Source organism: Kitasatospora sp. NPDC043950, from assembly GCF_056435345.1.
In genome coordinates this window covers 57394-80034 of record NZ_JBWKER010000033.1, presented here as the reverse complement: position 1 = coordinate 80034, position 22641 = coordinate 57394, and the positions used below count along the sequence as shown (strand labels likewise).

Sequence of the window (22641 nt, the reverse complement as noted above, 5' to 3'; positions counted from 1 at the left end):
GCCCGGGGCGGACCCGGGCCGGACGGGTTTCCAGGGCCGCCGGGGCTCGCCCGACCGGCCCCTCTTCGACAGGTCCTCAGATCACGCCGGCCTGGCGGGCCGTCTCCTCGAAGGCGCGGGCCACCGGGCTGCCCCGGTAGGGGGTGAGGCGGCGGTGGAAGTCCCGGACGTACTCCAGCGAGCGGGCCGAACGCATCTCCCCCGCCGCCCGCAGCGCGTCGGTGGCCATGGTGCAGGCCTCGTCGAGGTCCCCCATGCCGAGCCGGGCGGTGGCCAGCACCAGCCGGCAGAAGATCCGGCTGCGCGCGTAGGCGGGTGAGCGCAGCCGCAGCGACTTCTCGGCGTGCTGCGCGGAGGTGCGCCACTGCTGGAGGTCGCGGTAGCAGTGGGCGAACTCGTCGGAGAGCTGGGCCTCGTCGAAGTACCGCGCCCAGGAGGGCAGTTCGTCGCCGACCCGAGCCGCGGCCAGCGCCCGCTCGGAGCGCACCAGGGCGGTGGTGCAGGCCCGGACGTCGCCCAGCAGGCCGTGCCCGCGCGCCTCGGCGGCGTGCATCAGCGACTGGACCACCGGCGGAACGGCGGTGCCCACGCCCTGCTGGGCGACCCTGGCCAGTTGGACGGCCTCCCGGCCGTGGCCCAGGTGGACGGCCTGCTGACTCATCGTCACCAGGACGTACCCGCCGAGCGCGCGGTCCCCGGCGGCCTGGGACAGGCGCAGCGCCTGGACGAAGTAGCGCTGGGCGAGGCCGTGCGCGGCGATGTCGAAGGACGTCCAGCCGGCCAGCCTGGTCAGGTCGGCGACGGCGCCGAACAGCGCCCGGCCGATCTGCTCGCCGTAGCGGCCGCGCAGCATCGGCTCGGCCTCGCTCTCCAGGTAGCGGACCAGCGCCTGCCGGGCGTGCCCGCCGCCGTAGGCGTGATCGAGCGCCCGGAAGAGGTCGCCGACGGCGCGGATGGCGGCGATGTCGCCGCGGCCGACCCGCAGGGCGGGGCGCGACTCGCGGGCCGGTTCGGTGTACGGCGGCTCGACGGCGGTCGGCGGGCGCCGGCTCTGGGTGGGCACCCGGCCGATGGTGGGCCCGGCGGGGCCGGCCGCGCCCGGCACGGGGCGCATGCCGGGGGCCCCGTGGTGGGCCTGGCCGCGCGCCGGGCTCGGAGGGGGAGCGCCGGGCGCGGGGGGCACGCTCTGGGCGGGCGCGGCGGACGCTGCGGATGCTGCCGTCACGGCGGATGCCGCGGTGCCGGTGGTACCGGCAGTGGCGGCGGGCGGACCGGTGGGCGGACCGGTGGGCGGGCCGGTGGCGACATCGGGGCGGGCCATCGTCGAGCCGTCCCGGGCGACGCGCTCGTCCGTGCGGCCGATCAGCCAGTCCCGGCTGGGGACGACCAGGCCCGCCGGGGTGAAGGCGATCCGGCGCAGTTCGGACTGCGGGCCGTTGTCCTTGCGCCACATGCTCGCCACGATGTCCACCGCCTCCTGCGGGGTCTCGGCGAACTCCAGGCCCGCGTACACCGGGGCGCAGGCGTCCAGGCCGAGGTCCTGGGCGGTGAGGCGGCGGCCGAGGCGGCGGGTGAAGACCTCGGCGATCAGCGCGGGGGTGGCGCCGCGGGGCTGCTGGCCGCGCAGCCAGCGGGTGACCGAGGTCTTGTCGTAGCGCAGGTCGAGGCCGTGTTCCAGGCCGAGCTGGTCGACCCGGCGGGCCAGGCCCGCGTGCGAGAAGCCGGCTTCCTCGATGAGCGCGGCGAGTTGGCCGTTCTGCGGGGCCGGGCCGGAGTGCCCGGAGTGGCCGCCGACCGGCCCGGGGGCGGGGACGGCGGGTTCGTGCCGGTCGGTTGTGGCCTGCGCGGGCAGCCGCAGTTCGTCGGCGGTCGGGGCGTCGGCGGTCAGGGCGTCGGGGGCGTCCGGCAGGGTCCGGCCGACCGGGCCTCGGTGGTGGCCGAGCGGGTCGAGCGGTCCGTACGCCGGGCTGTCGGTTGCAGGCCGTTGGGGCATGTCAGTCAACACCTCTCGGACGTCGCACCGGGCTCTACCAGCACTTCGGCTGCCTGGGGCGGCGCCCCCTGTCGGGAATCGGCGTGAATGTAGCGAGCATTCGGGCGCTATGGGTGGATCTGACCGAGCAATCCTCCGAACGGGTGAAGCAACCGCGCCCATTGTGGGGAAGCGCGGTCGGCGCGGGTTTGGCCTTCCGCGGTCGAACCGTCGATCGGCTGTCATGGCGGTGAACACCACAGCCCACCGGGCTGCTGTGGTGGACCACCACATGGGAGCCGGGCCCCCGGATTTCCTAGCGTTCTCGGCCATGGACACCACTACAGCCCGCCCGCTCGACGGCCGGACGGCCCTGGTCACCGGGGCCGCCTCGGGCATCGGCCGGGCCTGCGCCGAGGCCTTCGCCGAGGCCGGCGCCCGGGTCTACGTCGTCGACCTCGCGGCCGGACCGGCCCGGGAGCTCGCCGAGCGGATCGGCGGCCGCGCCGTCGTCGCGGACCTCGCCGACCCGGAGGCCGTGGAGGCCCTGCCGGCCGACGCCGACATCGTGGTCAACAACGCCGGCCTCCAACACGTCGCGCCCGTCCACGAGTTCCCGCCCGACCGCTTCACTCTCATCCAACGCGTCATGGTCGAGGCGCCGTTCCGCATCCTGCGCCGCACTCTCCCGCACATGTACGAGCAGGAGTGGGGCCGGGTGGTCAACATCTCCTCCGTCCACGGCCTGCGGGCCAGCGCCTTCAAGTCCGCCTACGTCACCGCCAAGCACGCATTGGAGGGCCTCAGCAAGACCGTCGCCCTGGAGGGTGCCCCCTACGGCGTCACCAGCAACTGCATCAACCCGGGCTACGTCCGAACTCCCCTGGTGGAGAAGCAGATCGCGAGCCAGGCGCTCGCCCACGGCATCCGCGAGGACGAGGTCGTCGAGCAGATCATGCTCGAACGCACGGCCGTCAAGCGCCTCATCGAGCCCGAGGAGATCGCCCAACTCGCCCTCTGGCTCTGCTCCCCGCCCGCCTCCTACATCACCGGCGCCAGCCTCCCCGTCGACGGCGGCTGGACGGCGCGCTGAGCGGCGGCACCTGGCCGTCCTCCCCAGGCCGACCCCCGGGACTATGTGGGTGGCCCACATAGTCCCGGGGAACGCGCCTCCCTACCTTGTGGCGACGTCCCTTGGGGCGGCGCCCCTCGGGACGACACTCCTCGGGGCGACGTCCCTGGGGCGACATCCTCCCCCCCCCGGCCCGGAAGTGGTGACCATGAACGCCTCCGCACCAGCCACGGCAGCCACCCGCTCACTCCCTCGGGTCGTGGCCGCCAGTCTCATCGGGACCACCATCGAGTGGTACGACTACTTCTTGTACGGAACAGCGGCCGCGCTGGTGTTCAACAAGCTGTTCTTCCCGAACACCGATCCGCTGACGGGGACGCTGCTGTCCTTCCTCACCTACGCGATCGGGTTCGCCGCGCGACCGATCGGGGCGCTGGTGTTCGGGCACTTCGGGGACCGGGTCGGGCGGAAGAAGCTGCTCGTCCTCAGCCTGCTGCTGATGGGCGGGTCGACCACGCTGATCGGGGTGCTGCCCACCTACAGCTCCATCGGGGCGGCGGCGCCGGTGCTGTTGACGGTGCTGCGCCTGGTGCAGGGCTTCGCGCTCGGCGGGGAGTGGGGCGGGGCGGTGCTGCTGGTGTCGGAGCACGGGGACCAGCGGCGGCGCGGGTTCTGGGCGTCGTGGCCGCAGGGCGGGGCGCCGGCCGGGAACCTGCTGGCGGCGGGGGTGCTGTCGCTGCTGACGGCGGTGCTGTCGGAGGACGCGTTCCTGTCGTGGGGGTGGCGGGTGCCGTTCCTGCTGTCGGCGGTGCTGGTCGGGGTCGGGCTGTGGATCCGGCTGGCGGTGGACGAGTCGCCGCTGTTCAAGCAGGCGCTGGCGGCCCAGCAGCAGCGGAGGACCGCCGAACAGCCTCCGCTGGTGGCGGTGTTGCGCAACCACTGGCGGGAGGTGCTGGTGGCGATGGGCGCGCGGATGGCGGAAAACATCTCGTACTACGTGATGACCACCTTTGTGCTGACGTACGCCGTCACCCACGCACACTTCTCCAAGCAGACCGCGCTGAACGCCGTACTGATCGGCTCCGCGATCCAGTTCGCGCTGATCCCGCTGTTCGGAGCACTGTCCGACCGGGTCGGACGCAAGCCGGTGTACCTGGTGGGCGCGGTCGGAGTGGGCGTCTGGGCGTTCGTCTTCTTCGGGCTGGTGGACACCAGGTCGTTCGGACAGCTGGTGGTCGCGGTGACGGTCGGGCTGGTCTTCCACAGCGCGATGTACGCACCGCAGGCGGCGTTCTTCTCCGAGCTGTTCGCCACCCGGATGCGCTACTCGGGCGCCTCGATCGGGGCCCAGTTCGCCTCGGTGGCCGCCGGCGCGCCCGCGCCGCTGATCGCGACCGCGCTGCTCAAGGACTACGGCAACGCCACCCCGATCTCGGTGTACGTGGCGATCGCGGCGGCGATCACCGTGCTGGCGGTGCTGTGCGGGCGGGAGACCAGGGGCAGCGACCTGGCGGACGTCGAGGCGGCAGTGGAGGCGGAGGCCGCCGCCGTGGCGGCCAAGCCCGCCACCGCCTGACGGCGGAGCCGCTACGATCGCGCTTCCGCCGGACCCGACGCCGATTGGCGGCACGCACCATGAACCACCCTCACGAAAGCGCCGCGCCCGCGCTGCGGCGACTGCTCGACCTGCTCGCCTCCGGCGCCGCCACCGAGGACTTCGCCGACGTGCTGGCCGACGCCCGCCGCCGCGGGGCGCCGGCCGCCGTCCTCGCCGAGATCGACGACGCCACCTGGCAGGCCCTGCGGGTGCACCGCACGCTGCGTCAACACCGGCGCCGGGAGGCGGAGTTGACCGCACTGTTCGACACCGCCGGGGACCTCGCGGCCTCCCGGGAGCTGGACACCGTGCTCCAGGCGATCGTCCGCCGCGCCCGGATGCTGCTCGGCACCGACACCGCGTACCTGACCCTGCCGGACGAGGCCGCGGGCGACACCTACATGCGGGTCACCGACGGCTCGGTCTCCGTCCTGTTCCAGACCCTGCGGCTCAGTCTCGGCCACGGCCTGGGCGGCCTGGTCGCGCAGACCGCCCGCCCGTACGCCACCCCCGACTACCGCACCGACGAACGGTTCCACCACACCGGCACGATCGACGCGGGCGTGCTCGACGAGGGCCTGGTGGCGATCATCGGGGTGCCGCTGCTGCTCGGCGGCGAGGTCATCGGGGTACTGTTCGCCGCCGACCGCTCGCCCCGCGCCTTCTCCCCCGACGAGGTGGCGCTGCTGTGCACACTGGCCGCGCACGCCGCGATCGCCCTGGACACCGCCAAGTCGCTGGCCGACACCCGGGCCGCGCTCGCCGAACTGAACAGCGCCAACGAACTGGTCCGCGCCCACTCGGCCGCCGTCCAGCGCGCCGAGCAAGCCCACGACCGGCTCACCGACCTGGTGCTGCGCGGCGCCGAGGTGCCGGACGTCGCCGCCGCCGTCGCGGCCCTGCTGGGCGGCGAGATAGCGGTCCTCGACGCCGAGGGCGAGCCGCTGGCCGGGCGGTCCGCACCCGCCGGCGAGCTGGCGGAGGCGGTCGCCGCGTCCCGGGCCGAGGGGCGGTCCGTCCGGCACGGCGAGCTGTGGGTGTGCGCGGTGCTGGCCGGGCACGACGCCCTCGGCACCCTGGTACTGCGCGGACGCCCCGGCCTCGACGACGCGGACCGGCGGCTGTTCGAACGGGCCAGCGTGGTGACCGCGCTGCTCCTGCTGCTGCGCCGCTCGGTGGCCGAGACCGAGAACAGGGTCCGCGGCGAACTGCTCACCGACCTGCTGACCGCCCCCGACCGCGATCCGGCCGGGCTCACCGCGCGCGGCCGCCGGCTCGGCGTCGACCTCGCCCGCCCGCACCTGGTCCTGGTCGCCGAACCGGCCGAACCCGCCGGGCCCCCCGTCCCCGACCGCGGCCGGCTGGCCGGCGCCGCCCGGCGGTACCTGTTCGGCTCCCGGGGCGTCAGCGCCGAGCACGGCGAGGCGGTGGTGCTGCTGGTGCCGGAGGCCGGCGACCCGGAGGAGGCCGCGCGGCAGGCCGCCGAGCGGCTGGCCCGGCTGGCCGGGTTCCCGGTCACCGTCGGCGTCGGCCGTCCGGCCGCCGGCCCGCCCGCGCTGGCCGCCTCGTACGCCGAGGGCCTGCGCTGCGTCCGGGCACTGCGGGTGCTCGGCCGCGCCGGGGAGGGCGCCTCGGCCCGCGCGCTGGGCTTCCTCGGGGTGCTGCTCGGCGACGGGCACGACGTGGACGGCTTCGTCGGCTCGGCGCTCGGCCCGCTGCTCGCCTACGACGCCCGGCGCGGCACCGAACTGGTCCGCACCCTGCGCGCCTACTTCGACTGCGGCGGCAGCCTCACCCGCGCCAAGGACGAACTGCACGTCCACGTGAACACCGTCGTCCAACGGCTGGACCGGGTCGAGGCGCTGCTCGGCCCGGACTGGAACCACCCCGAGCGCTCGCTCGAACTCCAGCTGGCGCTGCGGCTGCAACTGCTCGCGGGGGGCTGAACGGTCCTCGCGGAGGGCTGATCGACCTCCTTGCGGAGGGCTGATCGGCCCTTGCGGGCGCGGCCCGTGCGGGCGCCCGAACGTCCCGTACGGGCGGCTGAACCGTCCGTACGGGCGTGGGCGTACAGTGGCGAGGTTGGTCTCGAACGCCTGGCAAGGAGCGGCAGCGGTGAGCGAGAACGTGCGTTTCGTTCGAATGGGGACAGGCGAGGGCGCCATCGCCTACCAGGAGGCCTGGGAGGAGCAGCAGCGCCTGCACGCGCTGCGAGTCGCGGACGAGATCCCCGACACCGTGCTGCTGCTGGAGCACCAGCCCGTCTACACGATGGGCAAGCGCACCAACCCCGCCGACCTGCCGCTGGACGGCACCCCGGTGGTCGAGGTCAACCGGGGCGGAGAGATCACCTGGCACGGCCCCGGCCAGCTGGTCGGCTACCCCATCGTCAAGCTGCCCGACCCGATCGACGTGGTCGCCTACGTCCGCCGGCTGGAGGAGGCGCTGATCCGCGCCTGCGCCGGGTTCGGCGTCGGAACCACCCGGGTCGAGGGCCGCAGCGGCGTCTGGGTGCTGGGCGAGTCCATCCCGGACGCCGTGGTGGACCCGGCGCAGGTGGTGGACATCGGCAAGCTGACCCTGCGAATGGGCCTGCCGCTGGGCATCGACCCGCGGCTGGCCGGCCCCGAGTACGCGCCGTCCAACGCCGGCCAGCGCGGCGACGACCGCAAGCTCGCCGCGATCGGCGTCCGGGTCGCCCGCGGGGTCACCATGCACGGCTTCGCGCTCAACTGCGACCCCGACATGACCTGGTTCGACCGGATCGTGCCGTGCGGCATCCGGGACGCCGGCGTCGCCTCGCTCGCCGGTGAGCTGGGGCGCGACTTCACCGTCGGCGAGGCGCTGCCGATGGTCGAGCGGCACCTGGCGGACGTGTTCGCGGAGCTGCCCGAACCCGCGCTCACCCGCTGACCCGGGCCCGGGCCCTCACCCGGGTCCTCACCCGGGTCCTGCTCCGGATTCTTCCCCGTGTCCTGTTCCGGGTTCTCCCCCGGGAATCTACCGGCCAGTAGCTCTGTTGCCCTGCGATTGCGGGGCAACAGGCCGCGCAAAGGCCTTACAACCACAGGCGTACCCTGGGGGTACCCCGTCTAGTTCTAGGAGTCGCACGTGTCCGCTGTCGCGCCCGACGGCAGGAAGCTGCTCCGCCTGGAGGTCCGCAACAGCGAGACCCCCATCGAGCGGAAGCCCGAGTGGATCAAGACCCGCGCGAAGATGGGGCCGGAGTACAACGCCCTCCAGTCGCTGGTGAAGAAGGAGGGGCTGCACACCGTCTGCCAGGAAGCCGGCTGCCCCAACATCTTCGAGTGCTGGGAGGACCGCGAGGCGACCTTCCTCATCGGCGGCGACCAGTGCACCCGCCGCTGCGACTTCTGCCAGATCGACACCGGCAAGCCCGCCGAGTTCGACCGGGACGAGCCGCGCCGGGTCGCCGAGTCCATCGTCACGATGGACCTCAACTACGCCACCATCACCGGCGTCGCCCGCGACGACCTGCCGGACGGCGGCGCCTGGCTGTACGCCGAGACCGTGCGCCAGGTGCACGCGCTGACCGCCGACCGCGAGAGCGGCCGCACCGGCGTCGAGCTGCTGATCCCCGACTTCAACGCGGTGCCCGAGCAGCTGGCCGAGGTCTTCTCCTCCCGCCCCGAGGTGCTCGCGCACAACGTCGAGACGGTGCCGCGGATCTTCAAGCGGATCCGCCCGGCCTTCCGCTACGAGCGCTCGCTCGACGTCATCACCCAGGCCCGCGCGGCCGGGCTGGTCACCAAGTCCAACCTGATCCTCGGCATGGGCGAGACCCGCGAGGAGGTCAGCCAGGCGCTGGCCGACCTCGTCGGCGCCGGCTGCGAGCTGATCACCATCACCCAGTACCTGCGCCCCTCGCTGCGCCACCACCCGGTGGAGCGCTGGGTCAAGCCGCACGAGTTCGTCGAGCTCCAGCAGGAGGCCGAGGAGCTGGGCTTCGCCGGGGTCATGTCGGGCCCGCTGGTGCGCTCCTCCTACCGGGCCGGGCGACTGTACCGGCAGGCGCTGGAGCGGCGCGCGCAGGCCGCGGTCTGATCCGGCTGGGTCGGTTGGGGCAGCGGGGTCGGCTGATCCTGCCGATCCTGCTGATCCGGTGCTTTTGAGCCACCCGCATGCGGGCGAAGGGCGGAGCCTCGGCTCCGCCCTTGTGGTTTTCACCGCGCTTTGACTGCCTGGTCACCGCCTGGTAACACGGGATGGTGACGATGGACTCGTTGCGATCGTTCGATTCTTCTCAGCCACGAGGGGAGCTGTTCGGCATGCGGATGCGCATCCGGTCGGTGGGGGTCGCGCTGCGGCTCGCCGAGAGCGTCCTGCTGGCGGGTGGCCAGCAGCAGGCCCGGCGCAACGCCTGGGCGGCGGTCTGCGAGAACCGCCAGTACGCGGCGGACCGCCGCCACGACGCGCGGGCGGCGACGACGTCACCGCCACGACGGTGACGTCCCCGACGGTTCTCTACAGTTCTCCACGGTTCTCGACGGCGACGTTCTCGACGGCGACGTTCTCGACGCGACCGCGCCGGGGGCCGTTCGCCGTGGCAGACGGTCGCTGTGTGCGACGACACAGGGCACACGAGTCACGGATCGAGGCGAACGGGTACCCGGGCTTGGTTATCCCGTACCCGTGCCACGTACCATGAGCGTTATGGCGAGGGAAACATCCGAGAACCCCGGGCGACTGAAGCAGATCCGCCTGGCGTACACCATGACCAAGAAGGTCGACACCAAGATCGGCCTGATCATCGCCGGCGTCGGCCTGCTGACCTTCGGCGTGTTCCTCGCCATCGGCTTCGCAATCGACCACCCGATCTACCTGGGCATCCTGGGCTTCATCGTGGCCTTCCTGGCCATGGCGATCGTCTTCGGGCGCCGGGCCGAACGCGCGGCGTTCGGACAGATGGAAGGGCAGCCGGGCGCCGTTGCGGCGGTGCTGAACAACATCCGACGCGGCTGGAGCTCCAACTCCACCCCGGTCGCGGTCACCCGCAACCAGGACGCGGTCTACCGCGCGGTGGGCCGGGCCGGAATCGCGCTGATCGGCGAAGGCAACCCGAACCGGGTGCGCCAGCTGCTGGCCTCCGAGAAGAAGAAGATGGCCCGGGTCGTCGGCGACGTGCCGGTGCACGACATCGTGGTGGGTACCGGCGAGGGCGAGATCCCGCTCAAGAAGCTGCAGATCCACCTGATGCGACTGCCCCGCGCCATCACCGCGTCCCAGGTCACCGAGACCAACGACCGTCTGCGCGCCCTGGGCGACCTGCTCTCCAAGGCGCCGATCCCCAAGGGCCCGATGCCCAAGGGTGCCCGGATGCCCAAGGGCGGCCAGGCCCGCTGACGCTCCCCCGACCACAACACTGAACGGCCCCGCCGCGGAGATCCCGCAGCGGGGCCGTTCAGTGTTGTGCGGCAAGGTCGTCCGGCCCTGGATCCGGACTGGGTCAGGGCCTCGACAGATCCCGACTAGATCCGGACCTCGACGGTGCCGACCGCCTTGTCGTGCAGGCCGCGGGTGTCACGGTCCCAGACCAGCGGCGGCACCACCAGGCAGAGCAGCAAGGTGCGCAGCAGCACCTGCGGGATGGTCGCGCGGCCGCCGTCCAGGCGGATCACCCGGAGGCCGAACAGCCGCTTGCCGACGGTCGTCCCGGTGGTGGCGAGCAGCACCGCCGCGACCAGGAAGTAGAGCGGGCTGGTCCACAGGTTCGCCTCGGCCGGGCTGCCCTTGCCGATCAGCCCGTAGGCGATCAGCGCGACCAGCCAACCGTCCACGAACAGGGCGCCGATCCGGCGGCCGGGGCCCGCGATCGAGCCGGGGCCCTCCTTGGGCAGGCCGAGGCGCTCGCCGCGGAAGCCGAAGTCGGCCCCCATCTTCTCGGCGGCCGCCTTCGGGCCGTCGATCCACGATCCCAACGCTTCTCTGGTGTCCACGAATCCACACTAACCGGGCGACCCGTCCGGACCGCCACCGGCTCCCCCGAACGCCACGGGCGGGTGAATCGTGCCGCCGGAGCTTTCCAAGTGGTCCAGACCACTTGTGGAGAGCCGAGCCTGACGGCGGTACGTTTTGCCCCGTCCCGTACATCTTTGCCACCCGATCGGCGGGCGTGGTTAACATTTATGAAACGACCGGGTCACCGGCCGGAAACGGCCCGTTCCTAGGGTGAGCCACATTCGCACGCCGAGGAGGATGGATGTTCAACAACGCCGCCGAAGTGAAGCAGTTCATTCAGGACAACGACGTGAAGTTCGTCGATGTCCGCTTCTGCGATCTGCCTGGCGTCATGCAGCACTTCTCCGTACCTGCGGCGACCTTCGACCCGTCCGAGATCCTGATGTTCGACGGCTCGTCGATCCGCGGCTTCCAGGCCATCCACGAGTCCGACATGGCCCTGGTCCCGGACCTCGCCACGGCTCGGCTCGACCCCTTCCGGGTCGAGAAGCACCTCAACATCAACTTCTTCATCCAGGACCCGGTCACCGGCGAGGCCTACAGCCGCGACCCGCGCAACGTCGCCAAGAAGGCCGAGGCCTACCTCGCCTCCTCCGGCATCGCCGACACCGCGTTCTTCGGGCCCGAGGCCGAGTTCTACGTCTTCGACTCGGTCCGCTTCGAGACCAGCGCCAACGCGTCCTTCTACCACATCGACTCGGAGGCCGGCGCCTGGAACTCCGGCGCCGCCGAGGGCGACGTCCGCGGCTACAAGGTCAAGTACAAGGGCGGCTACTTCCCCACCCCGCCGGTGGACCACTTCGCCGACCTGCGGGCCGAGATGTCGCTCGAACTGGCCAAGTCCGGCCTCGAGGTCGAGCGCCAGCACCACGAGGTCGGCACGGCCGGCCAGGCCGAGATCAACTACAAGTTCAACACCCTGCTGCACGCCGCCGACGACCTGATGCTGTTCAAGTACATCATCAAGAACGTCGCCTGGCGCAACGGCAAGACGGCCACCTTCATGCCCAAGCCGATCTTCGGCGACAACGGCTCGGGCATGCACGTCCACCAGTCGCTGTGGACCGAGGGCTCGCCGCTCTTCTACGACGAGCAGGGCTACGCCGGCCTCTCCGACACCGCCCGCTACTACATCGGCGGCCTGCTCCGGCACGCCCCCTCGCTGCTGGCCTTCACCAACCCTTCGGTGAACTCCTACCACCGCCTGGTCCCGGGCTTCGAGGCGCCGGTCAACCTCGTCTACTCCCAGCGCAACCGCTCGGCCGCGATCCGCATCCCGATCACCGGCTCCAACGCCAAGGCCAAGCGCATCGAGTTCCGCGCGCCCGACCCCTCCTCCAACCCGTACCTGGCCTTCGCCGCCATGCTGATGGCCGGCCTCGACGGCATCCGCAACAAGATCGAGCCGCTGGAGCCCGTCGACAAGGACCTCTACGAGCTGGCCCCCGAGGAGCACGCCAACGTCCCGCAGGTACCCGCCTCCCTCCCGGCCGTCCTCGACGCCCTGGAAGCCGACCACGAGTACCTGCTCGCCGGCAACGTCTTCACCCCGGACCTGATCGAGACCTGGATCGACTTCAAGCGCACCAACGAGATCGCCCCCATCGCCCTCCGCCCCCACCCGCACGAGTTCGAGCTGTACTACGACCTCTAAACCGGCCCCCATGGGCCACCTGGCCAGGAGGCCACTCTAGGGCCTCTGACCTGCAAAAACGTCTATCGCAAGCTCTCGCTACTACTCGCCCGTCCTCGCCCTCATGTGAAATGAGTGTGAAATGGCGACGCCAATAGCTGACGTAGCATCAGCCGAGCGGGTCGACGCCGGGGCCTGTCGCTCTCCCCACGGAGGGTGACGGGCCCCGCTTGCGCCACCCTCAGCTCAGGGCATCACCCACCGTCGCCAGTCGCTCGGATCGCCACCTCCCTGTCAGTCCTACCCGCCATGATGCGCACGGGCTCGTTTGCACAGGGTGAGCGAGCAACTACCGTGCGAGGGATAGTCGATGACCGAATCTCCTGTCATGACTCCCGACTTCGTGGAACAAGTGCTGGCCGCGCAAGCCATCGTCAGGCGGGATTGGGCGGGGGTCCGCTGCGCAGCCGCCACGTGCGATGGGCCCGTCTCAGCAGGGACATATTCCTGCCGCCAGTGCATGACCGACGAAGAGCGGGAAAGCGCGGCCTTAGTGCGCCGCTGGGCGAAGCCGCTTGTCGATCGATGGCTGCCACACCTCTGGCCGGCATGCTGGTTCTGGCCGCTCCCCGACACGGGAGGAGCGCGCTGGGCATCCGAGACCACTTCCCTGTTCAACTGGCAGCAGGGCCGCTGCGCGATCTGTTGGTGGCAGGAGACTCGCCCCGAGGCCCGCCACTGCCGAGAATCGGGATTGGTTCAGGACCATAATCACGCCACCGGCATGCTGCGCGGTTACCTCTGCATTTGGTGCAATTCGTCTGAAGGTCATCGAACTTCGGATGGCCGGTTTCTGAACTACCGACTCCGCCCACCTACCGAATTGCTCGGAATCCGCTTCCGGTATGGCCGCAAGATGCGGTCGGTTGAAGAGTCAGCGGGCCAGCTTTCCTTCGGAGATGCATTTTAGCCTCCATTGCAAGCGGAGGTGGCTGGCTCCCTGTGATCTTCCAATATACGACGACTACTGCCTCAGCCCACAGCCGCTCCGGAGACCGTGCTCGGTGGCGACCATCTGCTTCCATAGGACCATGTTAGGGGCGGTGCACTGAACGGCTCTCATCCCCCCAATCGAGTGAACAAGTCCAGCAGGTGCCGGAAGCACCGACTGTAATGCCCTAGGATTTGGAATCAGCCTGGCCCGTGCGAGGGGCCAGATCCGGGCGCCTTATCCGACCTGTCGGCACCGACGGAGAACCTTCTTCGCATGTATGTCCGCACGCCATCGCCAAGGACAAACTCACCACGTATTTGCGTCAGTTCGCGCCGGGTCGGGGCACCTCACTTCTCCAGAGTGGAAGCGATCATGATGCACCAGCAAGCAGCGGCAGCGCGTGCCGACTTCACCCAAGAGCCGCTCGAAGTGGTCCGACTCCGCATCGGCCAGTTCGACAGCTTCGCTCGGCTCATCCCGCAGGCCGACGGAACACAGGCGCTCCTCGAAGCGCTCTTTCTCTCCGCGGTCGCCCGCAGCACACCCGGGGCTAATCTCGGCACGGCTCCGTTCGGCGTCATCGATGTGAGCCCGCTGCCGAATCGGCTGGACGTCCATCTCGCCGGGCCCGAGGCGTTCCGGCCGGTGCTCGATCTGCTCCCGACCCGGGACAGTGACAAGACGATCCACGGAGTCGCTGGCCTCCTGGCCCGGCCCGTCCGTACCGCTGTGCACGTGGCCTTCGACCACAGGCAGGCGAGCGGGGAGTTGCGGTTGTGGACCGAGGGTGCCGACCTGACTGAACTCCTGGCTGAGCACGCGGCTGCCACCACAGCGCGAGGGCGTCGGGTGATGTGGAGCACCAGTTCGCCGCTGCCTAAGCCGAAGCTCGTACACGGGCGCAGGGCCGTTCGGGCGCTGGGCCGGCAGAAGCCCAGCCCGGTCACACCGCCGGTCAGGACGTCGCAGTTCCTGGCCAGCGCTCTGCTGCGTCGTCCCGGGATCTGGACGCGCCTGGAGGGCCACCTGGACCTGAGGGTCTCCAGCTCGGAAGTCGAGCACGGTGTCGACTGGCTGCTCGACCGCGTCGTCACCCAGGGGGCGGCGGTCCACGATGATCGCATTGCCTGCGTTCTGGGCGACGCGATTGCAGGGCCCGACCTCATCTGGGATCGGGCAATGCACGCCTGCGGCCCCGATGAGTGCCGGATGCGGTTCGTCCCACGGGAGGCCGGCCATGGGTGGAACGGAGTGCTGACCGTGCGAACTGTTCGGACCACCTCAGAGCACCTTCCAGCACGCCGTCCCAGGCCGTTCACGGTCCTCGCGGAATCCCTTGTGGAGAACGAGGTCTCGCCGCTCCGACCCGCACCCAATGGCGCGATGCCGTCCTTGGACGGACACGACCGGAACTCCGGACTCGTCGTGCAGCTTGAGTCGGTGGGCTACTCCCTGAGCAAGACGTCATGCTGGAAGATCGCCTTGCACGTGGGCGCAGGCTGGGCCCAGCACGGTTGGCGAGTGCTTGTCGTTCACGACGTCAGCGAGGCATCCGCGCAGCCAGCGGCCTATCCCCCTCCAACGTGGCCCGAACGGCCTCGTCCAACGGCCCCGACAGAGGATGCGCCCTGGCAGCGTCTTCGTCTCACCAGCGGCCCGGGAGAGCTTCACGTCCACGTGGGAAGCCACAGCTGGGAAGCGTTGGAGAAGCTCATCCCGCGGGCCCGGTCCGACTTCGACTGGATCATCCTGGCGGACAGCATCTCGCACAGTTATAGGTACATGGGCCCCACGATGCTGGACGGGATCACCGATCGCTTCGTGGTCGCGGTGGAAGACCCGGGCTACGCAACCACGATCGCCGTCGCGAGTACCGGCGGCCAACAGGCCACGAACGTGGGCCGCCACGTCGATCTGACACTGGCCGAGTCCGCGACTGCCTGGCGGGAGCGGAACCTCCGGATGTTGGCAAGTGACATCCCGGTAGCTGGCCTCATTCTCGTTCCGGGGAGTAAGCACTCCCAGCCGCCTGTGGAGTCCCGGGACGCCGCCGACGCTCGACTCGCCGACTTCGGCACGCCCGTCCTTACCCGTCTTACCAGCGAACTGATCTTCGAGGAGCACACCGTCCTGGACAACGTCAGTCCACGCGCGCGCGAAAACCTCCTGGCCACGAGTGCGCACCTCGCCCACCTGCTCGCGATGCACGCAGTCAGGCGGCCGGCCCCTTCTCTAAAGGCTCGTGCCTGACTCGGAGCCGTGGGCCCGGAGGCAACCATCCGGGCCTACCAGCATCTTTGCAGCCTTGTAGGCTCGGCAGGTGACGACCAGCGTGCGGGCCCGCCTGTGGAAGTTCAGCGTCCAAGCCGATCCGGACGGCATCTCGGACATCGTCGCCGTCGAGGTCGGCCAAGGACATCTACCTGTGGCACTCTCACGACTGATCCACATCAACGCCCTTGCCTGTGACCTGCGGAAGATCGTCGATCCGCGCGTACGGGACCACGAGGTTGCCCTCCTGCTCAGCTACATCACCGCAGGTGCACCCGGCACGCTCCTCACCGCGAAGCATCAGACGCTGCTGGCCAGCTCGGGGCACATCAGCAGGTTCGTCGCGGAAGCGACCGGCCTTGGAGTGATGACCGCCGCCAGCGAGTGCCTATTCTCTTGGTCGTCGGCTGACGGCTTGCACAGCTTCGATGTCCTACCTGGTCAGTTGGTGAAGCAGTACGGAGGCGGAGGAGTTCGCCCTGACCTGCTCTTCCAGGTGGCAGGGGGACCGCTTGCGGGCGAGGCCCGGGGGCGCAGGCGCCTGGCCAAGCAGCTGTTCCCCGGGACGGCGACAGCCGGTCAGCGAGGTCGGCTTCTCCAGCTCGCCGCGTGGTCGGCCGCGCACGCGGGCCACGCATACTTCATGAGCTGGGTGTGGATCGGTCCCGCTGGTGTGGGGGTCGACATCTTCCTGCCCGCCGGTGACGGAGTCGATAGTGCCTTGGACTTGGACTGGATCGACGAGCCGGGACATGCAGTGTGGGAGATCCGGGCAGAGCGCCGCAGAGCATCCGCGCGGGCTGAAGCTCCAGCCGAGGATCCCTGGGTAGAAGACCTGGACTCGAATGAGCCCCGGTCACGAGCCGAGATTCGCTCAGTTCAATCCAAGATCCTGTTCGGGAAGAAGGTACTCAGCCCCGAGGACCGGATGGATGCGGCGCTGAACTACCGGTTCGAGATGACGGGCGACGTGGAAGGCGAGATCGGCGGTGTCCCCATACGTGGACGATGGGTTTCGGCCGATCGTCTGGGCCCTGCCACCCACGAGGTCTTCCTTGGGGTCCTTATCGACCATCTGCCCGACCGAGCAACACGACGCGGCCACGCCAGGCGGTACGCGCAGTCGCTGGACACGCATTTGGACGGACGGATGCTGACAGTGGTTCGTCGTATCGACGAAGACCGGCCGTCCTGGGACCGCGTCACGGCAGACCTCCTCGACCCCTCCTAGCTAGCGGAGGCGCGGTCCCTGCGGGTCCTGCTGGGTCTGCTGCGGGCGCGGTTGGACCGGCTGACGCTGCTCGGCCGGGCGCTGAGCCGGGGCTTGGGCCTGGCGCTGGTCGCTGGGCTCGACGCGGCGGTTCGGCGCGGGCCGGGCGGCTCGGGGGGCGGGCTGTCCGGTGCGCTGCTGGAGTTGGTCGCGGTGGGCCTGGCGTTCGGCCTGGCGGCCGGCTCGGCGGGGGTCGGCGAGGGTCGGCTGGCGGCGCTCCTCCGTCTGCTGCTGCTCGGGCTGGGTGGCCTCGGCGGTGAGCTGGCGGCGTTCGGCGAGTACCGTGCTGACGTGTTCGGCGACGTGCTGCTGGGCAAGCGCGGCGTCGTCCAGGCGCGAGCGGCCGGCGAGCCAGGACGCCCCGGTCCGGGTGGCGACGGTGCCCAGGATCTCGGCCTGGTCGGCTTCGGGCAGGGTGCGGTAGACGTCGGCGGCGAGTCGGCGCAGGGCCTGCTGGTCGCCGTCCGCAGAGGCCGCCGCCGGGGTGTCGGCCTGTCGGGTGAGTTGGGGTGGTCGATCTCCGGATTCGGCGGACGTGCGGGGTGCGAGCTGGTAGGTGTGGGACGTCTTTCGCCGGTTAGGTGTTCTCGTCTGCCGTGGGGGTGGGTTCGTGGCTCGGGTGGTGTGTGTGCACGGGATGGGGCAGCAGGTTCAGGGGGAGGACCGGCTGCGGTCCGTGTGGTTTCCGGCGCTGAGTGACGGGCTGCGCCGGGCCGAAGCGGAAGGCGCGTTGTCGGAGTCGGATGTGGCGATGGGGTTCTACGGGGACCTATTCCGTCCGGCCGGGCAGCTGCTCGCGGCGAGTGATCCGCCCTACACGGCCGGGGACGTCGAAGCCGGCTTCGAGCAGGAACTCCTGGCGGCCTGGTGGCAGGCAGCGGCCGAGACGGACCCCGCAGTGGTGGCGCCGGACGCCGACGGGACCCTGATGGCAACCCCGCAGTCGGTGCAGGCTGCTCTGCGGGCCCTGTCCGGTTCGAAGTTCTTCGCGAATCTGGCGCTGCGGGCGGTGGTCGCGGACCTGAAGCAGGTGCGCGCGTACCTGACGAACCAGCAAACGCGTGTGCAGGCCCGAAAGCGGGTGATGGCGCAGATTGGCCCTGACACGCGGGTGGTCGTGGCGCACTCGCTGGGATCGGTGGTGGCCTACGAGGCGTTGTGCGCGTTGCCGGGACACGGGGTGCGGGCGCTGGTGACGATCGGCTCGCCGCTGGGGATCCGTAACCTGGTCTTCGACCGCCTCCAGCCTGCCCCCACACCGGTGGGTAAGCAGGCCGGTGGTGTGTGGCCGGGCGGCGAGCAGTTGGTGTGGACGAATCTGGCCGCGACCGGGGACGTGGTGGCGCTGGTGAAGGACCTGCGCCCGCTGTTCGGCGAGCGGCTGCGCTCAGGACTGCTGTCCAACGGCGTGCACGCGCACGACGCCACTTCCTATCTGACCGACGCGCTGTGCGGGAAGGCGATCGCCGAGGGCTTGGCGTGAGCGCTGCGCAGGACGGTGCGGGTGACGAGGGGCCGCGGCGGTACCTGATCGCCGCGGCGGTGGCCGGCTACCCGAAGAACCGGGATTGGGACCGGCCCGGTCTGGTGCAGGCCCGTGAGCGGGTGGTCGAGCTGTTCACCACGACGCTCGGCTACCAGCTCCACGACCCGCTGCCGCTCAGTCCCACCAAGCAGCAGCTGACCGATGCCCTGCGCGCGTTCTGCGCCTCCCCCGAGCGCCGGGAGGACGACCTGCTGGCGCTCTACCTGTCCTGCCACGGCGAGATCCTCGGCGACGGCGAGGAGCACGTCCTGCTCACCGCGGACACCGACCCCGAGGACCTCGCCTACACCGCGCTGCCCACGGCGGAGCTGACCCGGGTGCTGCTGCGCGGCACCCGGATCCGACGGGTGCTGCTGATGCTGGACGCCTGCTACGTGGGCCAGGGCGGCAACGAGATGGCCGCCGCCGCACTGGAGCGGATGGGCGCGCCGTGGGGCCGCAAAACCGGGTCGGGGCTGGTGGTGGTCTCCTCCGCGCAGCCGCACCAGCCCGCCCTGGCCGGCGCGTTCCCGCAGTTGCTGCACGACGCGGTCGCCGGCCCGCCGGTAGCCGGGCACGGCCCGCGGGAGCTGTCGGTGAACGCGCTCGTTAAGCACATGAACGACTCCCCCCATCTGCCCGGCCACCAGCGCATCGGCCTGACCATGGTTGGGTTGGACGGCGAGGTGCCGCCGTTCTTCCCCAACCCCCGCCACGACGTTCGCCTGACCGAGGTCGACCTCGCCCTGCAGCGGGCTGCCGCCTTCGACGAGCAGGACCAGCGCCGGGAGACAGAATTCGTCTCCCGGATGCTGGTGCGCGCCATGGGCTACCACCGAACCACTGACGAGGACCCCGCGTGGTGGTTCAGCGGACGCCACACCGCCCTCCATCACCTGGCCGCCTGGCTCGACACTCCCACCTGCCAGGACGGCGTGGCGTGCCGGGTCGTCACCGCGGCCCCCGGCTCCGGGAAGACTGCCGTCCTCGGACTCGTCGCCGCCCTCTCTCACCCCGAACGCCACCGCACCGTCCCCACCCACACCCTCGGCCTGCCCCCCGACCTGATCCAACTAGGCGCCCTCGACGCGACCGTCTACGCCCAGCGCCTGAGCAACGCCGACGTCCTGGATGCCCTGAACGCCGCCGCCCGCACCCGGGCCGCCACCGTCGGCGAACTCCTCCAAGCCCTCACCCACCGGACACGGCCGTTGACCGTCCTCATCGACGCCCTCGACGAAGCCGCCACCCCCGACACCCTCACCGCCGGCATCCTGCGCCCCCTCATCGAACACTCCCAAGGCCGCATCCGCCTGCTGCTCGGCACCCGCCCCTACCTCCTGCCCCGCCTCGGCACCACCCCCGAACAGGAAATCAACCTCGACGACGACCGCTACGCCGACCCCCAGGCGATCACCACCTACGCCATCCGCACCCTCCTAGAGGCCCACCGCCGCTCCCCCTACCGCCGCCGCCCTTCCACCGCCCGGCCCGTGGCCGAGGCCGTCGCCGAAGCGGCCGGCCGCTCCTTCCTCGTCGCCCGCATCACCGCCGCCACCCTCGCCGCCAGCCGCATCGTCCCGGACCCCACCGACCCCCACTGGCGCGCCACCCTGCCGCGCCACGCCAGCGACGCCATGCACCGCGACCTCCACCGACGCCTCGGCCGACACGCCCAGCGCGCCATCGACCTCCTGCTCCCCCTCGCCTACGCCCAGGGTCAGGGCCTGCCCTGGGAGGACATCTGGGCGCCCCTCGCCACCGAGACCTCCGGCCGCTCCTGCACCGACGACGACATCCTGTGGCTACGCCACCAGGCCGGTTCCTACATCGTGGAGGCCACCGAGAAGGGCCGTTCCGCCTACCGGCTCTACCACGAGGCGATGGCCGAGTACCTGCGCCAGGGCACCGGCCCCGCCAGCGTCCACGCCGCCTACACCCGCGTCCTGACCGATCGGGTCCCCTACCGAGCCGACGCCACCCGCGACTGGTCCCGCGCCCACCCCTACGCCCTCACCCACCTCGCCCACCACGCCGCCCAGGCCGGCCTCCTCGACCAGGTCCTCACCGACACCGAGTACCTCGTCCACGCCGAACCCCGCGGCCTCACCCCCCACCTCCACCGTGCCGACGGCCCCGCCGCCCGCCTGAACGCCGCCGTCTATCGCACCGGCCTCCACCTCCACCACGAAACCGCCCCGTCTGTGCGACGGCAGGTCCTCACCCTGGACGCCGCCCGCGCTGGCGCCACCGACCTCCACAACGACCTCACCCACCGCCTCCCACCCGGCACCTGGACACCCCGCTGGGCAACCGGCAGCACGTTCAGCCCCGCCCTCCGCGGCACTCTCACCGGCCACACCAGCAGCGTGACCGCGGTGGCGTGCACCGAACTCGACGGCCGCACCATCGCCGTCACCACCAGCCGGGACGGCACAGTGCGGGTGTGGGACCTGGCCACCGGCCAACCCGTCGGCCAACCCCTCACCGATCACACCGAAGCCGTGACCGCGGTGGCGTGCACCGAACTCGACGGCCGCACCATCGCTGTCACCGGCAGCGAGGACGGCACGGTGCGGATGTGGGACCTGGCCACCGGCCAGCCCGTCGGCCAACCCCTCACCGATCACACCGAAGCCGTGACCGCGGTGGCGTGCACCGAACTCGACGGCCGCACCATCGCCGTTACCGGCAGCTGGGACGGCACGGTGCGGGTGTGGGACCTGGCCACCGGCCGACCCGTCGGCCAGCCCCTCACCGGCCACATCGACGGTGTGGAAGCGGTGGCGTGTACGGTGCTCGACGGCCGCACCATCGCCGTTACCGGCAGCTGGGACGGCACGGTGCGGGTGTGGGACCTGGCCACCGGCCGACCCGTCGGCGAGCCCCTCACCGGCCACATCGACGGTGTGGAAGCGGTGGCGTGTACGGTGCTCGACGGCCGCACCATCGCCGTCACCACCGGCGAGGACGGCACGGTGCGGGTGTGGGACCTGGCCACCGGCCGGCCCGTCGGCGAGCCCCTCACCGGCCACATCGACGGTGTGGAAGCGGTGGCGTGTACGGTGCTCGACGGCCGCACCGTCGCCGTCACCGGCAGCGCGGACAGCACGGTGCGGGTGTGGGATCTGGCCACCGGCCGGCCCGTCGGCGAGCCCCTCACCGGCCACACCAGCAACGTGACCGCGGTGGAGTACACCGTCTTCGACGGCCGCACCGTCGCCGTCACCGGCAGCGCGGACAGCACGGTGCGGGTGTGGGATCTGGCCACCGGCCAGCCCATCGGCGAGCCCCTCACCGGCCACACCAGCAACGTGACCGCGGTGGAGTACACCGTCTTCGACGGCCGCACCGTCGCCGTCACCGCCAGCTGGGACGGCACGGTGCGGGTATGGGATCTGGCCACCGGCCGACCCGTCGGCCAACCCCTCACCGACCCCACCAGCAACCTGACCGCGATGGCGTGCACCGAACTCGACGGCCGCACCGTCGCCGTCACCGCCAGCTGGGACAACAATGTGCGGGTATGGGACCTGGCCACCGGCCAGCCCGTCGGCCAACCCCTCACCGACCCGACCAACACCGTGACCGCGATGGCGTGCACCGAACTCGACGGCCGCACCGTCGCCGTCACCACCAGCTGGGACAACAATGTGCGGGTGTGGGACCTGGCCACAGGCCAGCCCGTCGGCCAACCCCTCACCGGCCACTTCAGCAACGTGTATGCGGTGGCGTGCACCGAACTCGACGGTCGGACCGTCGCCGTCACCACCAGCGCGGACCAGACGGTGCGGGTGTGGGATCTGGCCACCGGCCAACCCGTCGGCCAACCCCTCACCGGCCACACCAAAAGCGTGAACGCGGTGGCGTGCACCGAACTCGACGGCCGGACCGTCGCCGTCACCACCAGCGCGGACCAGACGGTGCGGGTATGGGATCTGGCCACCGGCCAACCCGTCGGCCAACCCCTCACCGACCACACCGACAACGTGAACGCGGTGGCGTGCACCGAACTCGACGGCCGGACCGTCGCCGTCACCACCAGCCAGGACCAGACGGTACGGGTATGGGACCTGGCCACCCAGAAGGCTGCCGTAACCATCCCGATCGACTCACCTGGTGGCGTCGCAATCACCGCTGCTGGAGACCTCATCGTCAGCTTCCACAGCGACGTCGCCCACTACCGGCGCCGCCCCGACAGGGCAGGTTATCCACCGCGCATGGATAACCACGGAGGATGAACAGCTGCTCACACGTTAGGTGGCGGGAATCCCGTCAGGTTTGACGTAGCGGGGCCAGCTGTCGGCAACGAGTACACCTCAGCCGAT

Annotated in this window: 16 protein-coding genes; 14 read left to right on the top strand and 2 right to left on the bottom strand. The window is 71.0% G+C overall.

Going from position 1 to position 22641, the window contains the following annotated elements:
- Positions 1-76: 76 nt before the first annotated feature.
- Entirely contained in the window at positions 77-1993 is a 1917-nt protein-coding gene (locus tag AC07BF_RS22515; RefSeq protein ID WP_400805599.1) for an NsdA family TPR-like regulatory protein, read from the bottom strand.
- A gap of 310 nt (positions 1994-2303) precedes the next feature.
- Here AC07BF_RS22515 and AC07BF_RS22510 point away from each other — a divergent pair, with 310 nt between their 5' ends.
- The 7 genes from AC07BF_RS22510 (at position 2304) to AC07BF_RS22480 (ending at position 10005) form a co-directional block, all read left to right on the top strand.
- Positions 2304-3065: a 3-hydroxybutyrate dehydrogenase gene (locus tag AC07BF_RS22510; RefSeq protein WP_400805597.1), complete on the top strand. Its 762-nt coding sequence runs from the start codon at positions 2304-2306 to the stop codon at positions 3063-3065.
- A 187-nt stretch (positions 3066-3252) separates the two neighbouring features.
- Positions 3253-4620 (top strand): MFS transporter, encoded by a 1368-nt coding sequence (locus AC07BF_RS22505; RefSeq protein WP_363580937.1) that lies wholly within the window; start codon positions 3253-3255, stop codon positions 4618-4620.
- A 59-nt stretch (positions 4621-4679) separates the two neighbouring features.
- The gene (locus AC07BF_RS22500; RefSeq protein WP_400805596.1) at positions 4680-6587 is read left to right on the top strand and encodes a helix-turn-helix domain-containing protein; all 1908 of its coding nucleotides are present in this window, start codon (positions 4680-4682) and stop codon (positions 6585-6587) included.
- Positions 6588-6783: 196 nt separating this feature from the next.
- Positions 6784-7554 carry a lipoyl(octanoyl) transferase LipB gene (lipB, locus tag AC07BF_RS22495; protein ID WP_400805695.1) on the top strand — a complete coding sequence of 257 codons (771 nt, stop codon included), beginning with the start codon at positions 6784-6786 and terminating at the stop codon, positions 7552-7554.
- 198 nt (positions 7555-7752) lie between these two features.
- Positions 7753-8706, top strand: coding sequence for a lipoyl synthase (lipA, locus tag AC07BF_RS22490; RefSeq protein ID WP_063347320.1), 954 nt, complete (start codon positions 7753-7755; stop codon positions 8704-8706).
- Positions 8707-8930: 224 nt separating this feature from the next.
- A complete protein-coding gene (locus tag AC07BF_RS22485) occupies positions 8931-9110 on the top strand; it encodes a hypothetical protein (RefSeq protein WP_363580931.1) in 180 nt (59 codons plus the stop codon).
- A 205-nt stretch (positions 9111-9315) separates the two neighbouring features.
- Positions 9316-10005 carry a DUF4191 domain-containing protein gene (locus tag AC07BF_RS22480; RefSeq protein ID WP_063347321.1) on the top strand — a complete coding sequence of 230 codons (690 nt, stop codon included), beginning with the start codon at positions 9316-9318 and terminating at the stop codon, positions 10003-10005.
- 125 nt (positions 10006-10130) lie between these two features.
- Here the strand turns inward: AC07BF_RS22480 and AC07BF_RS22475 are convergent, their stop codons facing one another.
- Positions 10131-10598, bottom strand: coding sequence for an RDD family protein (locus tag AC07BF_RS22475; RefSeq protein ID WP_350885262.1), 468 nt, complete (start codon positions 10596-10598; stop codon positions 10131-10133).
- Positions 10599-10861: 263 nt separating this feature from the next.
- Here AC07BF_RS22475 and glnA point away from each other — a divergent pair, with 263 nt between their 5' ends.
- The 7 genes from glnA (at position 10862) to AC07BF_RS22440 (ending at position 22554) form a co-directional block, all read left to right on the top strand.
- Entirely contained in the window at positions 10862-12274 is a 1413-nt protein-coding gene (gene glnA / locus AC07BF_RS22470; RefSeq protein ID WP_063347323.1) for a type I glutamate--ammonia ligase, read from the top strand.
- Between the two features lie 499 nt (positions 12275-12773).
- Entirely contained in the window at positions 12774-13223 is a 450-nt protein-coding gene (locus AC07BF_RS22465; RefSeq protein WP_478333830.1) for an endonuclease domain-containing protein, read from the top strand.
- 384 nt (positions 13224-13607) lie between these two features.
- Positions 13608-15497, top strand: coding sequence for a hypothetical protein (locus AC07BF_RS22460; RefSeq protein ID WP_478333829.1), 1890 nt, complete (start codon positions 13608-13610; stop codon positions 15495-15497).
- Positions 15498-15567: 70 nt separating this feature from the next.
- On the top strand, positions 15568-16749 hold the full coding sequence (locus AC07BF_RS22455) for a hypothetical protein (protein WP_478333828.1): 1182 nt from the start codon (positions 15568-15570) through the stop codon (positions 16747-16749).
- A gap of 51 nt (positions 16750-16800) precedes the next feature.
- Positions 16801-17487 carry a hypothetical protein gene (locus AC07BF_RS22450; protein WP_478333827.1) on the top strand — a complete coding sequence of 229 codons (687 nt, stop codon included), beginning with the start codon at positions 16801-16803 and terminating at the stop codon, positions 17485-17487.
- Positions 17426-18271 carry a lipase family protein gene (locus AC07BF_RS22445; RefSeq protein WP_478333826.1) on the top strand — a complete coding sequence of 282 codons (846 nt, stop codon included), beginning with the start codon at positions 17426-17428 and terminating at the stop codon, positions 18269-18271. Before AC07BF_RS22450 ends, AC07BF_RS22445 begins: the two co-directional genes overlap by 62 nt.
- Positions 18268-22554: a caspase family protein gene (locus AC07BF_RS22440; protein WP_478333825.1), complete on the top strand. Its 4287-nt coding sequence runs from the start codon at positions 18268-18270 to the stop codon at positions 22552-22554. Before AC07BF_RS22445 ends, AC07BF_RS22440 begins: the two co-directional genes overlap by 4 nt.
- Positions 22555-22641: the final 87 nt, after the last annotated feature.

What these genes read in the sequence shown, in the direction of transcription:
- lipB (WP_400805695.1), top strand. Translation starts at nt 6,784, where the DNA reads ATGGGGACAGGCGAGGGCGCCATCGCCTACCAGGAGGCCTGGGAGGAG.
- AC07BF_RS22515 (WP_400805599.1), bottom strand. Translation starts at nt 1,993, where the DNA reads ATGCCCCAACGGCCTGCAACCGACAGCCCGGCGTACGGACCGCTCGAC.
- AC07BF_RS22465 (WP_478333830.1), top strand. Translation starts at nt 12,774, where the DNA reads ATGACCGACGAAGAGCGGGAAAGCGCGGCCTTAGTGCGCCGCTGGGCG.
- AC07BF_RS22510 (WP_400805597.1), top strand. Translation starts at nt 2,304, where the DNA reads ATGGACACCACTACAGCCCGCCCGCTCGACGGCCGGACGGCCCTGGTC.
- AC07BF_RS22445 (WP_478333826.1), top strand. Translation starts at nt 17,426, where the DNA reads ATGGGGCAGCAGGTTCAGGGGGAGGACCGGCTGCGGTCCGTGTGGTTT.
- AC07BF_RS22480 (WP_063347321.1), top strand. Translation starts at nt 9,316, where the DNA reads ATGGCGAGGGAAACATCCGAGAACCCCGGGCGACTGAAGCAGATCCGC.
- glnA (WP_063347323.1), top strand. Translation starts at nt 10,862, where the DNA reads ATGTTCAACAACGCCGCCGAAGTGAAGCAGTTCATTCAGGACAACGAC.
- AC07BF_RS22505 (WP_363580937.1), top strand. Translation starts at nt 3,253, where the DNA reads ATGAACGCCTCCGCACCAGCCACGGCAGCCACCCGCTCACTCCCTCGG.
- AC07BF_RS22485 (WP_363580931.1), top strand. Translation starts at nt 8,931, where the DNA reads ATGCGGATGCGCATCCGGTCGGTGGGGGTCGCGCTGCGGCTCGCCGAG.
- AC07BF_RS22500 (WP_400805596.1), top strand. Translation starts at nt 4,680, where the DNA reads ATGAACCACCCTCACGAAAGCGCCGCGCCCGCGCTGCGGCGACTGCTC.